General features: G+C 52.8%; 15 protein-coding genes. 11 read left to right on the forward strand and 4 right to left on the reverse strand.

The window, feature by feature from the left end; all coding sequences use genetic code 11:
- Window positions 1–91 precede the first annotated feature (91 nt).
- Together ypfH and A6301_RS10685 are read right to left on the reverse strand one after the other, a co-directional pair.
- Window positions 92–709: an esterase gene (gene ypfH, locus A6301_RS10680; protein WP_205541616.1), complete on the reverse strand. Its 618-nt coding sequence runs from the start codon at window positions 707–709 to the stop codon at window positions 92–94.
- Window positions 710–878: 169 nt separating this feature from the next.
- Entirely contained in the window at window positions 879–1,106 is a 228-nt protein-coding gene (locus A6301_RS10685) for a DUF1272 domain-containing protein (RefSeq protein WP_107168324.1), read from the reverse strand.
- 360 nt (window positions 1,107–1,466) lie between these two features.
- Here A6301_RS10685 and A6301_RS10690 point away from each other — a divergent pair, with 360 nt between their 5' ends.
- The 3 genes from A6301_RS10690 (at window position 1,467) to A6301_RS10700 (ending at window position 6,243) form a co-directional block, all read left to right on the forward strand.
- Window positions 1,467–4,397, forward strand: coding sequence for an autotransporter domain-containing protein (locus A6301_RS10690; RefSeq protein ID WP_234257750.1), 2,931 nt, complete (start codon window positions 1,467–1,469; stop codon window positions 4,395–4,397).
- A 672-nt stretch (window positions 4,398–5,069) separates the two neighbouring features.
- Window positions 5,070–5,834: an AAA family ATPase gene (locus A6301_RS10695; protein WP_234257751.1), complete on the forward strand. Its 765-nt coding sequence runs from the start codon at window positions 5,070–5,072 to the stop codon at window positions 5,832–5,834.
- A gap of 37 nt (window positions 5,835–5,871) precedes the next feature.
- Window positions 5,872–6,243: a hypothetical protein gene (locus tag A6301_RS10700; RefSeq protein ID WP_215484520.1), complete on the forward strand. Its 372-nt coding sequence runs from the start codon at window positions 5,872–5,874 to the stop codon at window positions 6,241–6,243.
- Window positions 6,244–6,348: 105 nt separating this feature from the next.
- Here the strand turns inward: A6301_RS10700 and A6301_RS10705 are convergent, their stop codons facing one another.
- Together A6301_RS10705 and A6301_RS10710 are read right to left on the reverse strand one after the other, a co-directional pair.
- Window positions 6,349–8,127, reverse strand: a complete 1,779-nt coding sequence (locus A6301_RS10705) for an ABC transporter ATP-binding protein/permease (protein ID WP_234257752.1) — start codon at window positions 8,125–8,127, stop codon at window positions 6,349–6,351.
- Window positions 8,128–8,188: 61 nt separating this feature from the next.
- Entirely contained in the window at window positions 8,189–10,567 is a 2,379-nt protein-coding gene (locus A6301_RS10710; protein WP_234257753.1) for a TonB-dependent receptor, read from the reverse strand.
- 492 nt (window positions 10,568–11,059) lie between these two features.
- On the opposite strand from A6301_RS10710, the gene A6301_RS10715 reads away from it, so the two are divergent.
- From A6301_RS10715 to trxA, 8 genes are all read left to right on the forward strand, one after another.
- Complete coding sequence (locus tag A6301_RS10715; protein WP_215484518.1) at window positions 11,060–11,581, forward strand: sigma-70 family RNA polymerase sigma factor; 522 nt, start codon at window positions 11,060–11,062, stop codon at window positions 11,579–11,581.
- Between the two features lie 9 nt (window positions 11,582–11,590).
- Window positions 11,591–12,559 carry a FecR family protein gene (locus A6301_RS10720; protein ID WP_234257754.1) on the forward strand — a complete coding sequence of 323 codons (969 nt, stop codon included), beginning with the start codon at window positions 11,591–11,593 and terminating at the stop codon, window positions 12,557–12,559.
- Window positions 12,560–12,676: 117 nt separating this feature from the next.
- On the forward strand, window positions 12,677–13,552 hold the full coding sequence (locus tag A6301_RS22480; RefSeq protein WP_234257755.1) for an energy transducer TonB: 876 nt from the start codon (window positions 12,677–12,679) through the stop codon (window positions 13,550–13,552).
- 77 nt (window positions 13,553–13,629) lie between these two features.
- The gene (locus A6301_RS10730; RefSeq protein WP_215484516.1) at window positions 13,630–14,370 is read left to right on the forward strand and encodes a MotA/TolQ/ExbB proton channel family protein; all 741 of its coding nucleotides are present in this window, start codon (window positions 13,630–13,632) and stop codon (window positions 14,368–14,370) included.
- A 14-nt stretch (window positions 14,371–14,384) separates the two neighbouring features.
- Complete coding sequence (locus tag A6301_RS10735) at window positions 14,385–14,807, forward strand: biopolymer transporter ExbD (RefSeq protein WP_234257756.1); 423 nt, start codon at window positions 14,385–14,387, stop codon at window positions 14,805–14,807.
- Between the two features lie 160 nt (window positions 14,808–14,967).
- Window positions 14,968–16,332, forward strand: coding sequence for a metallopeptidase TldD-related protein (locus A6301_RS10740; RefSeq protein WP_234257757.1), 1,365 nt, complete (start codon window positions 14,968–14,970; stop codon window positions 16,330–16,332).
- Between the two features lie 34 nt (window positions 16,333–16,366).
- Complete coding sequence (gene tldD / locus A6301_RS10745; RefSeq protein ID WP_234257759.1) at window positions 16,367–17,812, forward strand: metalloprotease TldD; 1,446 nt, start codon at window positions 16,367–16,369, stop codon at window positions 17,810–17,812.
- 49 nt (window positions 17,813–17,861) lie between these two features.
- Window positions 17,862–19,127: a thioredoxin gene (gene trxA / locus A6301_RS10750; protein ID WP_234257761.1), complete on the forward strand. Its 1,266-nt coding sequence runs from the start codon at window positions 17,862–17,864 to the stop codon at window positions 19,125–19,127.
- Window positions 19,128–19,144: the final 17 nt, after the last annotated feature.

Below are 19,144 nucleotides of genomic sequence, written 5' to 3' on the forward strand. Positions count from 1 at the left end.
AATAACCGATATACCCGTCATACTTCAAGCTGCTTGTACGTTGGCCTAAAGAGCCAACGCTACGGCTGCCGGAAGTATAATGGAATCGCGTTTATTTAAGGTAAGCCAATGCCAGTTTCAGCATCCGTTCATCAATGCCGTGCCCAACGCCGGGTACACTATCCACCGTAAACGACGTCCCCAGTTCCTGAAAGCGATGAGCAGCAGCATGCGCATGCCCAACCACAATCACGCCGTCCGCTTCACCATGAATCAGATGCACCACAACATCGGCAAATGCCGTCTCTGGTAAAACAGCAAAACGGCCGCTGAAAGCAATAATGTGTCCAGCGAGTGAGGCTTCGGACTTCAACGCTTCCAGCGACATAATGCTCCCCTGCGAGAACCCCACCAGCACGGTTTGTTCTGCACTAATGCCGCTTTGTTCCTGCCAGTGGCGCACCGTATCAACAAAACGCGGCAGGTTGGCTTCAATGCGCGATAACCGATTCTCTTCCGTCACGCCCTGAACAGAGAACCACTGCCGTCCATCGCCATAGCCAGTACTAAACGGCCCAGCAATGCTGACCACCATCGCCTGCGGTAATGCGGCAGCAAAATAGCGCCCAATTTGCGCCATACCCGCCGCGGTATCACCCACGCCATGGAACAGCAGGATTAAGCGATTCGCCTCCGAGGGCTGCTGAACAACAATATAATCTTGATTCACGTTTCTCTCCTGACGTCGTGCACCGAACGCATCATCTGCCGACATTCGTCATAAAATACGGTTAATTCTCACTATACGCCGCACGTTGACAGGAGAAATCGGGAATTACTGAACGAGATGTTCCATTTTTTGCAATAACAAGGAGGGATGCACAACAACCCGCGCGCCGTCAGTGCGATTTGATAATGCGGATCGTTGAGGCCGGATCGTTCACCAGACAACGTGCCGGCCGCACGGGCCGTTTGACCAATCCACCACCGCAGTTCGGGCAGACGTGGTGAAATAGGGAATCCGCACAGTCAGGACAGAACGTGCACTCATAGGAGCAGATATAGGTTTCTGCGTCCGGCGGTAAATCACAGTCACAGCGTTCACAGTTAGGGCGTAATTCCAGCATCGGCTTATCCTGATTCAATCAAATACGGTCGCTACAACGTAGCAGATCCCATCACCCTGCGTGAATCCATTTACCACACGGTGCCAACATCAACGTAGTGACATCACGCCTGTGGGGAAGAAAAACGTATTCATTCGGCTATCCATAAAGAATCAGTAAAAAATACCTCATGATCGCTGACGCTTTTTATTACTCATCCCACAAAGACAATGAAAGCGAAATAACCAGCCATTTTTCGAAGGCGCAGATCCCCCATTAGCCTTCCATTACGTTATTCGCCCAATGGACAACTATCCGTTATTTCGTCCCGACGTCATTCGGGAGGGAATTTTATGTCTCTTATCCTCCAGGGAAACGACTATGGCACAGCAAGAAAGCACGCTATCGCTACGCTCTCCAAATAAAAAAACCGTCTTCCATCGCTCCATACTGGCTGCGCATATTGGTCTGGCTTTATTGGTTTTAGCCGGATGTACGGGAAAAGGGGGCACAGGTAACAACGTTACCCTTTCCAGCAATTCAACCACGCCCACAACACCGACCACACCAACACCAACAACACCGACAGTGTCTGCCGTTAAAGTCGGGATTATTGATTCCGGTCTGGAAGCGGCTCGGCCAGAATTTAACTACAGCAACCTGCATTTTTCCTCTTTTGTCGGTGGCAGTTCACAGCTTCACGACAATCAGGGCGTTAACGGCCACGGTACGCTGGTTGCGTTGGCGGCAGCTGGCTTGGCCACGGCAAATTATGAGGGCGGCGTAGCACCGGACAGCGAACTCTATATTGCACAAGCATCATTCCAAAACCGTTTCGGCGATCAAAACACCACGTCTGCCGTAAACTGGCTACTCAATTCAGGCGTGAAAATTATCAATATGTCTTATGCTGCGGATGAGCGACTCACCACCACCGCAGAGCTGAATAATGCCAGTAACAGCTTGGGCTACCTCCTAGTCCGTAACCAATTGAGCAGTATCGTCGATGCCGAAGCACTGAGCATCGTCGCCACGGGGAACAATGCAGGCTCAACCCCCTCACCCAATACCCAAATCCCACTGATTTTTAGCGATGCCTCATTGCAAAAAGGCATTTTGGCCGTGACGGGCTACATCCCTGAATGGGTAGGCGGTGAAGGCACCACGCGCCCCGCTGAGCTCTATCTCTTTGATGCCTGTGGCAATGTCGCCGCTTATTGCATGAGTGCACCAGGCTATGTAGATTACCCCGTTGCGGGCAGTGAGTTTTCAGAACGAGAACACGGCACGTCATTTGCCGCTCCACGCGTGGCAGGCGGAGCTTCACGGGTACAGGCAGTCTATCCGTGGATGACCGGGTACAACCTGCAACAAACACTGCTGACTACTGCGACCTACCATACTGATGGGTTCAACCGCTATGATCCTGATAATTCTTACTACGAAATCATCAGAGACAACGATGGCAATATCATCAACAGCGTGTTTCATCCGGTCTATATTTCAATAGCAGACACCGCTAACGGTCGACCTTATAACGATACGTTTGGCTGGGGCGACATGAACGTTGAGAAGGCGATAAAAGGCCCGGCGATGTTTTATGCCGATAATTTTACTGCGCGTTTAACCGCAGGTGACTACACGTTCTCGAACGACATCAGCGGCGACTATGGGCTGATCGTCAACGGTGCCAACAATGCAGGCGGTGTGCTTCATCTGACGGGCAGCAATACTTATCGGGGCGATACGCAAGTCACCGCCAATAGTCTCTACGTTGATGGTTCAATCGTCGGTAACGCGACGGTATCCGAGGCTGGCACGCTGGCAGGAAGAGGCCGCATTGGCGGCAATGTGAGTAACACGGGTATCGTTGCCACCACCGCAGAGGGCGGGCTGACCGTCGGGGGCAATTATACCCAAGGTAGCAACGGCCTGCTGAGCGTAACGCTAGCCAACCCGTTCACCGTTGAAGGCAGCGCAGCGCTGGATGGCACATTACGCGTTGGCCTGCCCAGCGATACCTACATCGTTCAGGCACAGGAAACGCTGTTGCACAGCAATCAGGGGATCAGTGGCACATTTAGCACCACCAATCTCGGGCTGTTCCTGACGGGAAATCTGACTTACGGCAGCAACGACGTGACGGGTGCATTCAGCCGCCTCAACACCGTCGATGCAGTCACCAGCAGCGGCTTACAAAGCGCGGCACAGTTGCAGACCGCTGCCAATATCGAATCGGCGCTACGGGTTGCCGACCGCTGGTCTACCTTGTCTTCAACAACCGATCAACAATCCAGCTTGCTGGCCAAAGCCGCCGCCTTCCAGCAGTTAGGCAGTACGGGTGCTGCCGCTATCGCACTGGATTCATTGTCTGGTCAGGCGCACGCGTCCAGCAACGCTATCCTGTTTAACAGCCTGGATTATCAGAATCAGTTGCTGAACAACCGTCTGGATTTATTGGGAAGAGAGAAAAGCTACGGACTGTGGATTGAGACGGGCAAGCTGCGCGGCAATCTCAATCAAAAAGGCTATTTGGGTAGCGATTACGATATCACCCTGACCGCCATCGGGACGGATACTGATTTTAACACACCGGGATTACGTGCCGGGATTGCCTATACCAACAGCCAGATCAAAGCCGATTACGCCGGTAGCGGCGGCAACAGTGAGAATAAGCTGCACGGGGTGATGACCTATGCCCGTTATAACCTCACGCCAGAATGGTATGTTCAGGGTAACCTGAGCTATCAACATGGCCGCGATAAGCTGAACCGTTCGGTCTTACTGAATAATGTCGAAGCCGTTTCCAGCAGTACCTCAAGCGATAGCTGGCAGAGCCTGCTCAAAACCGGCTACGAATGGGCGCTCAACGATATCTTTAGCGTACAGCCCTATGCGGGACTCAAATACAGCTACCTGTCTACCGGTGGCTTTACGGATACCGGCAGCGCATTCGGTCTGACGGGGGAAGGCAACGATTACTCTCGTACCGTCGGTCTGACAGGGGTTAACCTGCGTGCTCTGCTGCAATGGAATCAGGGATGGTGGAGCAGCATCGGCGTTAACGGTGAGTATCAGCATGCGTTTACCAATCCTTCGCTGGATGTGACCGCACGCTGGAGCGGTTTGGGTCGCGAAGGAGAACGCCTGGATATTCCCGGCATCCGACTGGACAAAGACTCCCAGTGGGCAGGCGTGCGGCTGGACGTAGGTAAGGCAGCCGATGCGCGTTTCTTCCTGCGTGCTGACAAACACTTTGCTGACCGGGGTAACGAAGAAGTACTGCGCGGCGGTATCGACGTTTCCTTCTAATCATCCATGACGCCGACGGTATCATCCGTCGGCGTCAATTTGATAGTAATGTGATCACCGGAAAGAACACATTATTTAAACGGGAAATCACTTTTGGCGACGTACCACTTATTACCATCATGTATTCCACATAGCTATATTTTATCTATTCTATACCGATTAAATCATGACATATAAAATAGGCCAGATGCCGTAAATTGCGTAAAATAACTGAAAAACCGATATCGTTTCTCACCTAAAATAATAATGATATTCAATACAGGAAAAAATCGTGAAAAGGAAAATATCACTATTGGTTATTTTCAACTCTTTTATTCTCCTCATCGTAGGTTACCTTGCTGTCACCGACAAGGCCTATTCAAGCATTGCCATGTCCGTCGCTGGATGCTTCATCGGTGCCATAATAGTCCTGGCGACTAAGAAAATAATTTTTAAGCGTAAAATATCAGAATATGATGTCTCGGCTATTACTGTCATCACTATATTATTCTCTCTCGTCACCGCTACTTCTGGCCTATTCTTGTCAAATTCAACGCTGCCAATTAACGTACTCATAACCAGTGTAATCTTACTGATAGGGGGCCTTATTGCGCTGAAAATCTTTCATCATTCTAATAGAAATACACCATCCAGAAGCGAGTAACCACCTCTCAGTATCACAAGGGGAATAAAGTGGAACAGCATGATAAACCCTATTTACAACGCGTCTATTTCCATCCACAGAAAACACTCGATCCACATACTTACCCATTAAATATTCCGGCGATAAAGGATCTCGAACAGATTCGCTTTCATCCCGATGTCACTTTTCTTGTTGGCGAGAACGGTTCTGGGAAATCGACATTGTTAGAAGCCTTGGCAATCGTGATGGGCTTCAACCCGGAAGGCGGTTCGCGTAACATCAATTTCAGCACGCGAGATTCCCATTCCAGCCTGAGCGACCACCTCCGCATCGTCAAAGGTATTAAACGCCCACGCACCGGCTATTTTTTACGGGCAGAAAGTTTTTTCAATGTCGCAACAGAAATAGAAAACATCGACCCCGGCCTGATTCAACTGGCTTACGGTGGTGTTTCGCTCCACCAGCAGTCGCACGGCGAATCGTTTATGGCGCTGTTAAACCATCGCTTTGGCCCCAACGGGTTTTATCTGCTGGACGAACCGGAAGCCGCGCTGTCTCCTACCCGGCAACTCACTGCGCTAGCGCGTATCCACCAGCTAGTGAACGCGGGGTGTCAGTTCATTATTGCTACTCATTCCCCGATTATTCTGGCTTACCCCAACGCGGTGATTTATCAGTTCGATGAAAATGGCATTCAACAGGTGGAGTGGCAGGATACGGAGCACTATCAAATCACCCGGCAGTTTTTAAATAACCCGCAGGGCATGATGAATATCTTATTCGCCGATGAAGACGACGGCGACGAGAACACGTAGCATGTCGCCATATTTTCTAAAACCAAGGAAATGAGAGATGACAGGCGACAAAGATGAAGTTTATCGGCTCGTGAGTGAGCTGTTGCGCGGCATCCAACATGGCGATCCGGTTACTCTGGTAAATTTTGGTGTGAGCCCAGCTATTTACGAAGAGATGATTGAGGAACTGGAGAGCGCGGGGGAAAACATGGCTGAGTTGGCGGTTCCGCCTTACGACGTTGCTTTTACGCCTGATAAAACAGGAAGGATTCCCCTGTACAGTTATGCGATGGACGCCAGCCCGCAGCAAAAGAGAATCGAGTGTCAGCTCTGGTCTGGAGAGAAAAAAACCGATCTCACGTTAATTGCCGATTACCCAGACAAACAGGGAAAAGCGCCTCTGATTTTCCGACTCTTAGAGACGCAATAACCTGCCTATGCTCGACGCACCGATCGAGTATTCCTGTGACGATTTAACACATCACAGGAATTGACCACCCCACACGGCGAGTTTCAAAACACATCATTCATGACGTCAGGCAAAACCGCGATCGTTAAACGCTTGATGCGACGTCGCTTCATCGCCAGTCTGGTCTTCCCTATCAGGCTCGCTGCCCCTTCCGATTGCCGGTGTCAGATGCAGATGATGAGTATGGAAAGTCGCTAATGTTTCCCGGTGCGCCACGCTGATAATGGCGCTGTCAGGCAAGCAAGTCACCAGCGCCTGATAAACCCGCTGCTCGGTTTCAGGATCGAGCGCGCTGGTCGCTTCATCCAGAAAAATAAAGTCGGGCCGGTGCAGCAACGTGCGGGCTATTGCCATTCGCTGCTGTTCGCCGCCGGATAGCCGCTGCTGCCAGCGATCTTCATTCTCCAACTGCGTGACCATATCCGGCAATTCACTGTCCAGCAGCGCCTGTCGACACTGCTCGTCGGTAAAATCTCGCGCGTTGCCGGGGTAGCATAATGCCGCTTTCAGCGTCCCTGTCGGGAGATAACTTTTTTGCGGTAAAAAGAGAGTGTGGCCGTTGCGAGGACGCACAATTTCCCCTGTACCGTGCTGCCATAGTCCGGCACAGGCACGCAGCAGCGTGCTCTTGCCCACACCGGATACGCCGTTCACCATCCAACGTTCACCGGGTAAGACCTGCCAGTCGTCGAGCGCCGTCAGCGCACGCCCCTCCGGCGTTAACAGATGCAGCGCCCGGCAGGAGAACCCCGGCACATCCAGCTCCGTCACGCGAATAGGCGATGGCGACTGCTCGCTTTTATTCAGCGCGATTTCCATATCTTGCAAACGCCTCGCCAACGCCAGCCAGCGGGTAAAGGACTGATAGGCTTGCATAAAATAACTTAACACCGCCCCCAGAGAACCGTAAGCCATCTGAATCCGCGTCAAATCGCCAAAGGTGATCTCTCCACGTAACAACTGTGGCAATGCCAGCAGCGTCGGTAACGGCGAGAGGAAATGGCTAAACAGGCTTTGACCAAACGACACTTTAAAGCCGCGCAACAGCACAGACAGCGCATTATCACGCACGCGAGCAAAGCGCTGAGCGAGTCGTTCCCCTTCCCGATTGCCGCCTTGATAAAAGGCAATCTGTTCTGCATTTTCACGCAGTTGCACGCCCAGAAAACGGAAATCGCCTTCCGCATTCTGCTGGTTCATATTCAGCTTAATCAATGCCTTACCAAGCCAGTGCGAAAGGGCAACCTGAAGAACATATTCGATATATAGGGCATAGACCATATAGCCGGGTATAGCCCAGTCGCTGCCCATAAATGAGAAACGTAATACGCCAGAAACCGACCACAATAGCGCGGTGTAGGTGACGGTACTGATGATAACCGAGAGAATACTGAGAAAAAAATTTAGTGAGGCTGTCACCAGCTCATTCACATCATCGGCGATGCGCTGATCGATATTCGGCAGCACACCTTCCCTTTCTATTTGGTAATAAGCCGATGTCCCCGTCCAGCGCCGAATATAGTGAAGCGTCATCCAGGTACGCCAGCGCAAGGCCAGATAACCTTGGCCCAGTACGTTTACCCATTTCAGCATCATGGCCCCTAAGCCAAGTATAAAGCTGAAGATAAACAACGGTTTTATTTGCTCCCAATCCACCCCAATCAGCGCATCGGTAAATTTCCCGGCGACACGGTTTGCCTCCACGCTAATGTAGGCAGTCCCCAGATTGATGCTAATAATCATGGCCAGGATCAGCAGCGCCAGATACTTCTCCGGCGTCAGCCAATAGGGCACCAGAATCTGACCGATGCTCGGTCTTGTCGTACTCGCTTCTTTCACGCTCATGCGCCGTTTCTACCTGCGAATTCGTCTGGATGGCCACACAGGCCATCCGTTAAACGGGTTATCAGAACGAGTACGTTCCGGTAAGACGCCATGTCCGTCCCTCTTTCATACCGATATACAACGGCGTCGTGCTGGTGTAATAGATATCGCGATCGAAGACGTTATTGGCACCAAAGGTGACCGACCAGATTGGCTGGCGATAAAAGACGGTGACATCCGTAGAAGCCTGGCTTCCAATGGTGAAGTTTTGACGCGTATCCCCGTTTTCGGTTCTTGATGTTCCGCTAATCCCGGCAGAGGCACCAAAGCCCTGATAGCGGCCGGACTGAACCTCATAAGACGTCCAAATATTGGCGGTATGGCGCGGCGTGTTGGTCCGAAACCTTGTCGTAGCAGGGTCTTCGCTGGTGGAGTAGGTGTAGCTGGCTGAGACATCCCATCCCGGCAAGAGCGTACCATTCAAATCGACATCAAACCCTTCGCTTTTTCTCCCAGTGGAGGCAATAGGAAAACCGTTACCGTCCGTTACCCTCAGGTTGTTTTGTTCAATATTAAATACCGCCGTTGTTAACGTCAGATCATCGTCCAGCAGGCTAAATTTCAGTCCCGCTTCCTTAGATTGCCCGGTGGTCGGTGGAAGTTGGACTCCCGTCCGCGTAACGGACGCATTCCCGCTAAAACTGTTCAGCAAATTGGCATAAATCGTCACATCTGGCGTGATATCGAAGCTGACACCATAGTTAGGAATCCATTTACTGGCGGTGTAGGTCGATGGCGTCGTTCCAACCAGATACGCGTTATTCCACGTCGAGCGTTTAACCGAGAGCTGGAAATGCAGGCGTTCAAACACATCGATCTGATCCTGAAACAGGAAACCACTCTGGATTAATTTCGTTGTGTAAGACCGATAGCTTGGTTCACCGATGCCAGGGAAAGAGAGAGAATCCGAGTTATAGATATTCCCATTATTCAACAGAATAAAATCATTATCGTAGCTGGCATAACGTTCATGCTTATAGTCGTGGCCTAACAACAAGGTCTGGGTGACAGGCCCCGTCTCGATTTTACCCCGGATATCATTTTGCAGGCTAAATGTCTGATTAGTGGATTTATAGGCTAAAGGATGGCTGATTTTGTTGCCATTGGCGGCGATATCCAACGTTTCATTCATCTTCATCTGAGATGAGGTACTCTGAAAGCCCGCTTTGCTGTTGAATGTCCAATCGTTAACGAGCTTTTGCTCCAGCTCATAATACGTATTGGTGGTCTTGGTTTTATTATGATCGTCTTTGTCCCCAAGACGATATTTAGGCAACTGCTGAATGGAACCGTTCAGATACACGGTGCCTGCGGGGCCAGAACGCCTGCCCTGGCTGGTTTCCGCCCCAAACGTCAACGTGGTGTTATCATTTTTCCACGTAAAGGCAGGCGCTAAATAGTCGCTGTGATTGCCATTAAAATCAGGAAAAGCATTGCGCGACTTCATGCTCGATACATTGAGACGATAACTCCAGGACTTGTCCTCGGTAATGGCATCACCGACATCGAACGACGTTTTTATCTCGCCGTAGCTTGCCGTTTCGACTTTCACTCGACGTAGTGGTTCCGTCACGGGCTTTTTACGCACCACGTTGATCGTCCCCGCCGCCGAGCTGCTGCCAGCCAATACGGACTGTGGCCCTTTCAGCACTTCGACGCGCTCAACCCCTTCGATCTCAGTGCCACGGCCAATTCCTGCGTTGCTGGAGCCGGATAGCCCATCCGTTGCCCCAGAGGTGACGGCATAGCCACGTATCCAGTAGGTCGGTTCACCACGGTTCGACTTTATGGTGACGACGCTGCCCGAGTTTTTCAGCACATCCTCCAGTGACGTCGCCTGGCGTTCCGTAATCAGTTTATTGCTGATGACCTGAACCGACTGCGCCGTTTGCTGTAACGAGGTGCTGGTGCGTAAGGCCGAAGACGAGGTGCCAGGGTTCAATACCGTTTCATCTTCGCTCCCTGCGTTGACAGTAATCGCTGGCAACGCGTTATCGCTGGCCTGCGCCACTTCCGCATCATTAGCACGGGAAGAAATAATGGTCAGCATACCGTTATCGGTGGTCGTTAATAATAACGGCGTCCCCTGTAATAAACGTAAAATTGCCTGACGCGTCGAGTAGTTGCCATTCAGCGCGGCGCTTTGATAATTCGCCACCAGAGCAGGATTAAATGAAAGGGTTTGCTGACTTTGGTTGGCGATGGCTAGCAACCCTTTTTGTAGATCGCCAGCCGGAATAGAAAAGGCAATCGTGTCGTTTTCACCCGCCGCGTAGGCGGCAATCGGTATGGTCGTCGCACCGACGAATAAAGCGGTATTGATTGTCAGTATTTTGGTAAGAAGCAGGCGTTGCTTAAAACCCAGCCCCAGAGCGGGAGAGATACCATCTCTTTTTTTCATATTTCCCTCGTCAATTGCTTCAAAAAATCAGTTTTTATTGGTCTTCGTATGATTTGTGCAATGACGATGAAAAAGTGACAGCAATAATCATTTTTTTTTATGAACTAAATTTCATCTAGTAATAATCGACGTGATTAAAAAGACGCCGGCTCATTTTTCTACCTAAATAAACCTGCTCATCTTCATTCGGATGAAAGAAAGCCTGCCCGCCAGATAAGGAGGGAATGTGTATGGAGCCCCTATTTACCGACGTCACCATGTTCTTTCGTATTCCCCCTCAACTGGCTTTTTTTACAAATTTCTTAGCAACATAACAATTTTAAATAAACATATAAGAAAATCGTTGTTTGACTCTTCCGTGTTTTGTCTTAAAAACGCAAGACAGAATGCTCTTATTCGGAAATAACGAATTTCCCTGTATTGGCGGCCTCGGGGTATCCCGGTTCAAAGATTGTCTGTTTAGGTTGTGGTTTATGTTGCTGAGGATTCCCCATGTATACCGAGTCTGTTAAAAAAACCGACTTACTGTCGCTTATTTTTCGCAGCGATTATCGCTGGTTAACGGACCGATTACGCCGCCGTATTGCTTACGGCTGTGAAGCGGAAGACGTTGCCTCAGAAGCATTTTTACGTTTAGCCTCGCTACCCGATCTCGCCAGCGTGCAGGAGCCACGAGCGATGCTGACCACGCTGGCTAAACGTGTGCTGTACGAAAACTGGCGTCGGCGCGATCTGGAAAAGGCCTATCTCACCGCACTGGCAAGTAAGCCAGAATTTCACCACCCCTCACCGGAAGACCAACAGCTGTTAATGGAAGCGCTGTTCACTATCGATCAAGCCTTGGACGGACTTTCTACCAATGCACGGCGGGCTTTTTTGTACAGCCAGCTTGATGGTATGACCTACGCCGATATTGCCGAAAAACTCGATGTTTCCGTCAGCATGGTAAGAAAATATATCGCCAAAGCACTCACCAACTGCTACCTGGCAACACAAGACAGCAGTGATTTATAGGTGAACCGCATGGCCAGAAGACACATGGATGACCCAATTGCCGAGCAGGCAATTGAATGGATGGTGTTGTTGCGATCTGGTGAAGCAACGCAGACCGACTATGATGATTACCGCCATTGGCGAGATGAAAACGTTCTGCATGAGCGCGCCTGCCAGCGCATTGAACAAACGTTGGGACAATTTCAGCCGCTTCTCGCCGCGTTACCCAACGACCCGATTCGTCAGGCGTTGTTAGCGCCGTCGGGGCGGCGAAAAGTGTTGCAATACGGATTAGGCATGGTCGCTATCGCCTCGTTGAGCAGTCTATTGCTCAATCAGCACTACCCGCTGTCGCCACTACTGTCTGATATGAAAACCGCGACAGCACAGCGCCAGCAAGTGTCACTCAGCGACGGCAGTGCGATCATGCTCAATGCGCGTACCGCCGTCGACGTTAATGTACAACCCGAGAGCCATGCACGTCAGGTCGCCCTGCACACCGGGGGCATTTTCGCGGAAATCAGACCCGATACCCAACGTCCCTTCGTTATCGCGACCCAAATGGGTGATATTGTCGCCCTCCAGGCCAATGTGAACGTGCGTTATGAAAGCGGCGGCGTACACGTCGGCGTACTGGATAACATCGCCAAAATTACCAACCGAGCCGGGCAAAGCCTGCGCCTTAATGCGGGTCAGGGCGTATGGTTCGATGACGCAACGCTCTATCAGGTCGCTATTACGCCAGAATCAGAAATAGCCTGGCTGAAAGGTCGACTTGAAGTCCGCGATCGTTCACTCGCTTCGGTGATTAATTCGCTACGCGACTACACGCCAGGCATCATCAGGCTCGACCCTGCCATCGCTGATTTACGCGTCAGCGGAAATTTCCCCCTCAATGACATTAACTACACGCTGGATTCACTCGCGCAAACCATGCCTATCGCTATCGTGCACACCACAGATTACTGGATTCACATCCGTGCTATCAGACACGGGTAAAAAATTCACGTTATGTGGTGACACTTTTTCTACCTCGTTGCACATCATTAATAAAGAGTATGACGATTGGTCGGCTGACGTCGCCAACACAGTAAGCTAAGAGCAGTAGGGGAAAACGTGCAACAGGCATCCGTGCAACACCTATCGTTAAACGCGCGCGCTGAGGCGACTCCCGCAGCACGGTATGAAAACGTCACCACGCTGTCATCGCTAAGCGTCGGGGCATCTACTCAGGGAGAAACCAGAAGGATCGCAATCAGCTTTCTGGCGGTGGCATTGATCCATGCTGGCGTTGCAGCCTTGCTCATCACTCGCACTACCGAATATAAGCCGATCAACCTGCTTAATCCGGCTGCCAGCGTGAGCATTCAGGCCACGATGGTTGAAGCCCCAGAACCGGAACCCGTTCCCGTACTGTCACCGGAACCGCCGGTACTCACATCAGAACAAGGCGAGCGTGAAATCGCGCCCGTCGTGGAAAAAACGATCGTAGAACGGCAAGAAACCCCGCCGCCTCCCGTTAAGAAAGAGGTTCCGAAACCGCCGGTGAAACCCGTGGTTAAACCGCAGCCCGTCCGCCCCAAAACCACGGCCGAGCGTCAGCCTGCCGCGCCCCCAGCGCCAGAAAGCGTGCCAACCGTACCTGATGCCACCGCAGGGGCGCTCACCAGCGCCAGCAAAGGCAATATGATGCAGAACCATCCCGGTGCGCAGCCCAAACAGGTGGCGTCCGTTGGTTGCATCGTGCCACAGCCGGATTACCCCCGCCGCGCTAAACGTCTCCAGCAAGAGGGGGATGTGCTAGTGCGTCTGGTCATCAGCCCGGAAGGCCGCTTAATCCGGCACGATATTGCTCGCAGCAGCGGAGTTGAAGCCTTAGATGAGGCGGCCATGAGTGCTGTGGCGCAAGCACGCTGTACACCTTACCGCGAAAACGGACAGGCTATCACCGTCATGACCGTTCAGCCCGTCAACTTCCGATTGGCTCGTTAACACAGAACTCGCGTCGAAATGGCCTCACACGCCGTTTCACTGACGCCCGAATCAGTCTATTGCACAAGAGGTCACACATGAACACGTTAGATATTCAACATTTCTGGCAGCAGGGCGATGCAGTTACCCACTCGGTAGCGGTTATTTTGCTGATCATGTCGCTGTTGTCATGGACCGTTATTTTGGTCAAAGCGCGGCAACTATTGACGCTGAACAAGAGCGTTCAGCACAGCCGACAGGCATTTTGGCAGGCCACAAACCTGCAAGATAGCCTCGGCCAGTTTGGTAAACAGCATTTTAACCCGTTCCGTGATTTAGTGGTTGAAGGCCATGCACTGTTGAAACACCCGCATAAATTCTCCTCCACGCTGGGTGGACATGTCGATCTCAGCGACTGGCTGGTACGCGGCCTGAGCAACACGCTGGACACCAACGCAGGAAAACTGCAATCCGGCCTCGGAACACTGGCGTCTATTGGCAGCACTGCGCCGTTTATCGGCCTGCTTGGCACCGTCTGGGGTATTTTCCACGCGCTGCAAACCATCAGCACTATCGGCCAGCCCGATCTGGCACAGGTTGCTGGCCCTGTCGGCGAGGCGTTGATCATGACGGCGTTCGGCCTGTTCGTCGCAATCCCCGCTGTATTAGGGTTCAACGCGATCAACCGTCGTAACCGCGTCGTTCTGCATGCCATGAATCGCTTTGCCCACGATCTGCACGCTTACCTGCTGACTGGCGCACGTGTTGAAACCAGTCTCGCCGATCTGAACACGGCGATCCCGCATCAATCATCTCATCCCGTTGAACGCTCAGCCTGAGGAGGAACACTGCCATGAGTATGTCATCCCCGTTTGAAAGTCAGGACGACGCCCTGCTCAACGATATCAACATGACGCCATTTATTGATGTCATGCTGGTGCTGCTGATCGTCTTTATGATTACCCTGCCGGTCATTAATCACGCCGTCAAAGTGGAACTGCCGCGCGCCAGCGTCGAGAAAATCACGAAAGATCCGCAAGCCGTGGATATCGCGATTACCGCGACCGGACAAATTAACTGGAATAAAGAAGCGGTTGATGATGCGCAACTGATTGCCAAACTCGATGCGGCCTCAGCCGAAGGAACACACCCGAATATACGGCTGTTTGCCGATCAGGCCGTCGAGTATGGTCGAGTGGCCTATGTCATGACCAGCGCTCAGCAGCGTGGCCTGAGCAAAATCGATTTCGTCCTGCAACCGGTCAAAACACCTTGATTTTCCCTTCCCCGCAGAGGCTGACGACCTGCCGTCAGCTTCTGCGGACAACATCCCCCTTGCCTCTTAGCACCTTGTAAAAAAGTCTCACCTCGCACTGACGCTTTTCTATCTTCGTTGCACATCATGAGTAGAACACTGCTACGCATGGATACCCAATATGCCTTCTCTTGATGAATCTCTCACTCTTGCTACGCCGCAGTCTGGCACGCTCCAATCACTGGCCGGAAACGTGCTGGACCTCGCTGCCGCAAAAGGCGCAAGTCAGGCAGTCGTTAACGTTTCTCAGGGAAACCGACGCACGCTGCGCGTCAGAAAGGGTGATATGGATACGCTGACGCAAAATCAGAGCCAGTTTCTGTCCGTTACGGTTTACTTTGGTCAGCGTTCAGGCACCGTGTCATCCACCTTGTTGAGTCAGGAAGCCTTGCAGGACACCGTTGACGCTGCCAGTACGCTGGCTAAATATGCGGATGAAGATGCGTGTAGCGGCCTGCCAGACTCTCAGTATTTCGCCCGAGACATTTACGATCTGAAGCTGCACCACAACGACGCGCTAACCGTCGAACAAGCGCTGTCGCTGGCACTACGTGCCGAACAGGCCGCCAATGCCGCACACGAATACAGCTATAGCGAGAGTACGGAGATTACCTCACAGCAGGGGGACTTTATTCTGGCAAACTCGGCTGGTTTTTGCGCGGGCTACCCCACCTCGCTACACACGCTGTGGAGTCAGGCCATCGCCCGTGACAATACGGCGCGTCAGAAAGGATTCTGGCACACCACGGGACGATCGCCAGCATTCCTGGCAGCGCCGGAAACGGTCGGGCACACCGCCGCACAACGTGCCATCGCACAATTAAAGGCTCGTAAACTCTCAACTCGACGCTGCCCGGTACTGTTTGAAGCGCCCGTCGCGCATAGCCTGATTCATCATCTGGTCAATGCGCTCAGTGGCGCGGCGCTTTATCGTTCCACGTCCTTTCTGGGGCAATGCCTCGGTGAGGCCATCACCGCACCACACCTGAGCCTGTATGAAAATCCGTTTATTCCCGGCGCACTAGCCAGCGCCTGCTTTGATACCGAAGGTGTCGCCGCCGCGCCACGTCACGTTATCCACGACGGCATTGCACAAGGCTATTTTCTCTCCAGCTACAGCGCTCGACGCTTGGGGCTCACGACAACCGGACACGCTGGCGGAGCCTATAACCTGATTGTCAGCAGCAGCCAAAGTCACGCTAACAATGACTTGCCGACACTACTGCACACTATGCAGACAGGGCTATTGGTCACCACGTTGCTGGGGCATGGGCTAAATCCAATGACGGGCGACTACTCTCAGGGCGTTGCCGGTTTTTGGGTCGAAAACGGCGAAATACAGTACCCGGTCGAAGAGATCACCATCGCGGGCAACCTAAAAACGCTGCTTCAGCAATGCGTCGCGCTCGGTGCGGATATCCACACGCAGGGCAACCTCTCCTGCGGTTCCCTATTGATTGAAGAGATGCAGATCGCCGGGCAGTAATCCCCTATTGCGTCACAGAAACAGGATCACCATCATGACCATACATGCCACTGGGACGTCAGTCTCATCTGCACTGTCGGCATTCTCGCTGGGCACACCAGAGATAACGCACGCGCTGAATCACATCATGCAGCGTCAGGTGGACTATGCCGATCTCTATTTTCAGCGCCGTCAGCAGGAAGGCTGGCAGCTCGAAAACGGTATCGTGCGCCCGACAGGATTCAGCCGCGATCAAGGGGTTGGCGTTCGTGCCGTCAGCGGTGAGAAAACCGCGTTCTCCTACACCAATGACTTGAGCCCACAGGCGATTCTGCAAGCCGCCAGCACCGTAAGGGAAATCAGCCGACAGGGGCAAACGGCTAGCGTCGCGCTCCCCGCCTCTTTACCGCACGGCGCGACCACGCTCTATCCGTCAAACAATCCGCTGCTTGCCGTAACCGAAGAGCATAAGCGACAGCTACTGTTTTCGATCGATCGCAAAGCGCGCGCGCGCGACCCGCGCGTAACGCAGGTAACGGCCTACCTGAATGCTTCGCATGAAACCATTCTCATCGCCCGCCACGACGGCAAGCTCGCGACGGACGTTCGCCCGTTGGTTAATCTGTTTATCAGCGTCGTCGTGGAACAGCAGGGCCGCAGAGAGAACGGAAGCAGCGGCGGAGGAAGACGTCTCGACTACGGTTTCTTTGATGACGAAGCGATCACGCACTGGGTGAACCGAGCGGTCGATCAGGCATTGAATAATCTGGACGCCAGCCCAGTGCCAGCAGGAACGTACAGCGTGGTACTCGGCGCAGGCTCACCCGGTATTCTGCTGCATGAAGCCATCGGACACGGGTTGGAAGGCGACTTTAACCGCAAAGGCAGTTCCGCCTTTTCCAACTTGTTAGGGGAACGGGTCGCCGCACCGGGGATTACCGTCGTCGATGACGGCACACTCGCCACTCGCCGGGGCTCGCTGCATGTGGATGATGAAGGCACGCCATCGCAATGCACGACGCTCATTGAGGACGGCATACTACGCGGCTATTTACAGGACAGTCTTAACGCCAAACTGATGAATACCGCATTAACGGGCAACGCCCGCCGTTCCTCCTACTCCGCGCTACCTCTGCCACGAATGACCAACACCTACATGCTGGCAGGACAATATCCCGCAGAAGAAGTGATCGCCTCCGTTAAAAATGGCCTCTATGCCGTCGGCTTCGGTGGCGGGCAGGTTGATATCAGCAGTGGGAAATATGTTTTTTCTACGACCGAGGCCTACCTGATTGAGAACGGCAAAGTGACCCGTCCAGTTAAAGGCGCGACGCTGATTGGTCACGGGCCAGAAGCGCTGCTGCACGTCGCGATGGTAGGCAACGATCTGGCGTTGGATGACGGCAATATCGTGTGCAGTAAAGAAGGACAAACCTTGCCCGTCAGCGTCGGCCAACCGACGCTGCGCATCGACAATATGACCGTAGGGGGGTCGCAGTAAACCTCGGCTAAACCCTATTGATTTTTAACTATTTTCTAATGGAAACACTATGTCAGACACCATTATTACTGCCAGCGATACGTCGCTGGATACGCTACTCGCGACTAGCGACAAGCCCATATTGCTTGATCTGTGGGCCCCGTGGTGCCAGCCCTGTAAAACGCTGGCTCCCCTGCTGGAAACCCTCGCCGATAACACGCCAGACAATTTGACCGTGGCCAAGCTGGATGTGGAGCAATATCCGGCGTTTATGCGGCGCTTTGGCGTGCGTGGTATTCCCACCCTACTACTGTTTAAAAATGGGCAGGAAGTCTCACGACAGATCGGCGTAAAAACGCTGGCACAGCTACGCGGCTGGCTGGAATCACATCAGGTTGCGATACAAAAAACGACACAGCCCTTGGCAGATGCCCACGTAGCGTGGGGAACGTTTTACGGCGACCCGTCGCTGCGCGACTTTTTACACCAGCGCCTGCGCCAACACGCGGTCAATGGCGACATTCAACAAGCCTATGCCCCTTACTGGGAAGATAATAAAGGCACAATCTGCGCTGTGCTGGCGCACAGCGCAGATATTCGCATCTTTGAACGTTTAACCGGGTTTCCCGCGGCCCTTGGCCTGCTGCTGGAAAAACTTCCCTGCACAACGCCAGCGCAGGTGGATGCACTCTTTGCTGCGATTCCCCCAGGAAAAGCCGTAGACGGCATCGCCCTACAATGGCTGCACCACTGGTTAACTAACGACGGGAACCCATGGAGCGAGTGGCTGGCTGACCGCACGCTAAATGACTTACGCCAGCAGTGGTTACAGCTCGTTGCACCGCTGTTGGCTGGCGAAAGCGTGGCCGAAAGCGCCTGGACCGAATTGCACCAGCAGACCGTTAATTTGACAGAAGCGGCCACCAGCGAGCAGGGGCTGGAAAAAAATCTGGCGTCGCTATTGTCCCGCCTTTCCCCGCCCCCTGCGCCATCGGATGCGGAGAGCTGGCGAGGTATCTCTGTACAGCTTGGCTTTACGCTGTCGCAGATACTGCAAATTCAAGATGGCTGGAGTGCCGAAGAACGCGCAACGCCCGCCAAACGCGAACGCTGGTTTGAGAAACAGGAAGATGCCATGCCCAATAAGCAGCTAACGCGTGAGCAAATCACCCAGCTACGCGAGCAATGGCTTCAGGAAAACACCGCATTTTCCGCCAAAGAAGGCGCGTTTCATCAGCGCTATCCCGAGCTGATCGAAAATCAGAAAATCCCCTTACAGACAACGCTGTGGGAATTGCTTCGTCACGCCCCCGCCTTCAAATCGCAGTTGGACTGATGCCACAACCTGCGTTT

Origin of the sequence: Pectobacterium sp. IFB5596, assembly GCF_021432585.1 — a bacterium.
Lineage (GTDB): Bacteria > Pseudomonadota > Gammaproteobacteria > Enterobacterales > Enterobacteriaceae > Pectobacterium > Pectobacterium punjabense.

Excerpts from the sequence above, each read along its gene's own strand:
- A6301_RS10685 (WP_107168324.1), bottom strand. The coding sequence starts at position 1,106 with ATGCTGGAATTACGCCCTAACTGTGAACGCTGTGACTGTGATTTACCG.
- A6301_RS10690 (WP_234257750.1), top strand. The coding sequence starts at position 1,467 with ATGGCACAGCAAGAAAGCACGCTATCGCTACGCTCTCCAAATAAAAAA.
- A6301_RS10700 (WP_215484520.1), top strand. The coding sequence starts at position 5,872 with ATGACAGGCGACAAAGATGAAGTTTATCGGCTCGTGAGTGAGCTGTTG.
- A6301_RS10705 (WP_234257752.1), bottom strand. The coding sequence starts at position 8,127 with ATGAGCGTGAAAGAAGCGAGTACGACAAGACCGAGCATCGGTCAGATT.
- A6301_RS10710 (WP_234257753.1), bottom strand. The coding sequence starts at position 10,567 with ATGAAAAAAAGAGATGGTATCTCTCCCGCTCTGGGGCTGGGTTTTAAG.
- A6301_RS10715 (WP_215484518.1), top strand. The coding sequence starts at position 11,060 with ATGTATACCGAGTCTGTTAAAAAAACCGACTTACTGTCGCTTATTTTT.
- A6301_RS10720 (WP_234257754.1), top strand. The coding sequence starts at position 11,591 with ATGGCCAGAAGACACATGGATGACCCAATTGCCGAGCAGGCAATTGAA.
- A6301_RS10730 (WP_215484516.1), top strand. The coding sequence starts at position 13,630 with ATGAACACGTTAGATATTCAACATTTCTGGCAGCAGGGCGATGCAGTT.
- A6301_RS10735 (WP_234257756.1), top strand. The coding sequence starts at position 14,385 with ATGAGTATGTCATCCCCGTTTGAAAGTCAGGACGACGCCCTGCTCAAC.
- A6301_RS10740 (WP_234257757.1), top strand. The coding sequence starts at position 14,968 with ATGCCTTCTCTTGATGAATCTCTCACTCTTGCTACGCCGCAGTCTGGC.
- tldD (WP_234257759.1), top strand. The coding sequence starts at position 16,367 with ATGACCATACATGCCACTGGGACGTCAGTCTCATCTGCACTGTCGGCA.
- trxA (WP_234257761.1), top strand. The coding sequence starts at position 17,862 with ATGTCAGACACCATTATTACTGCCAGCGATACGTCGCTGGATACGCTA.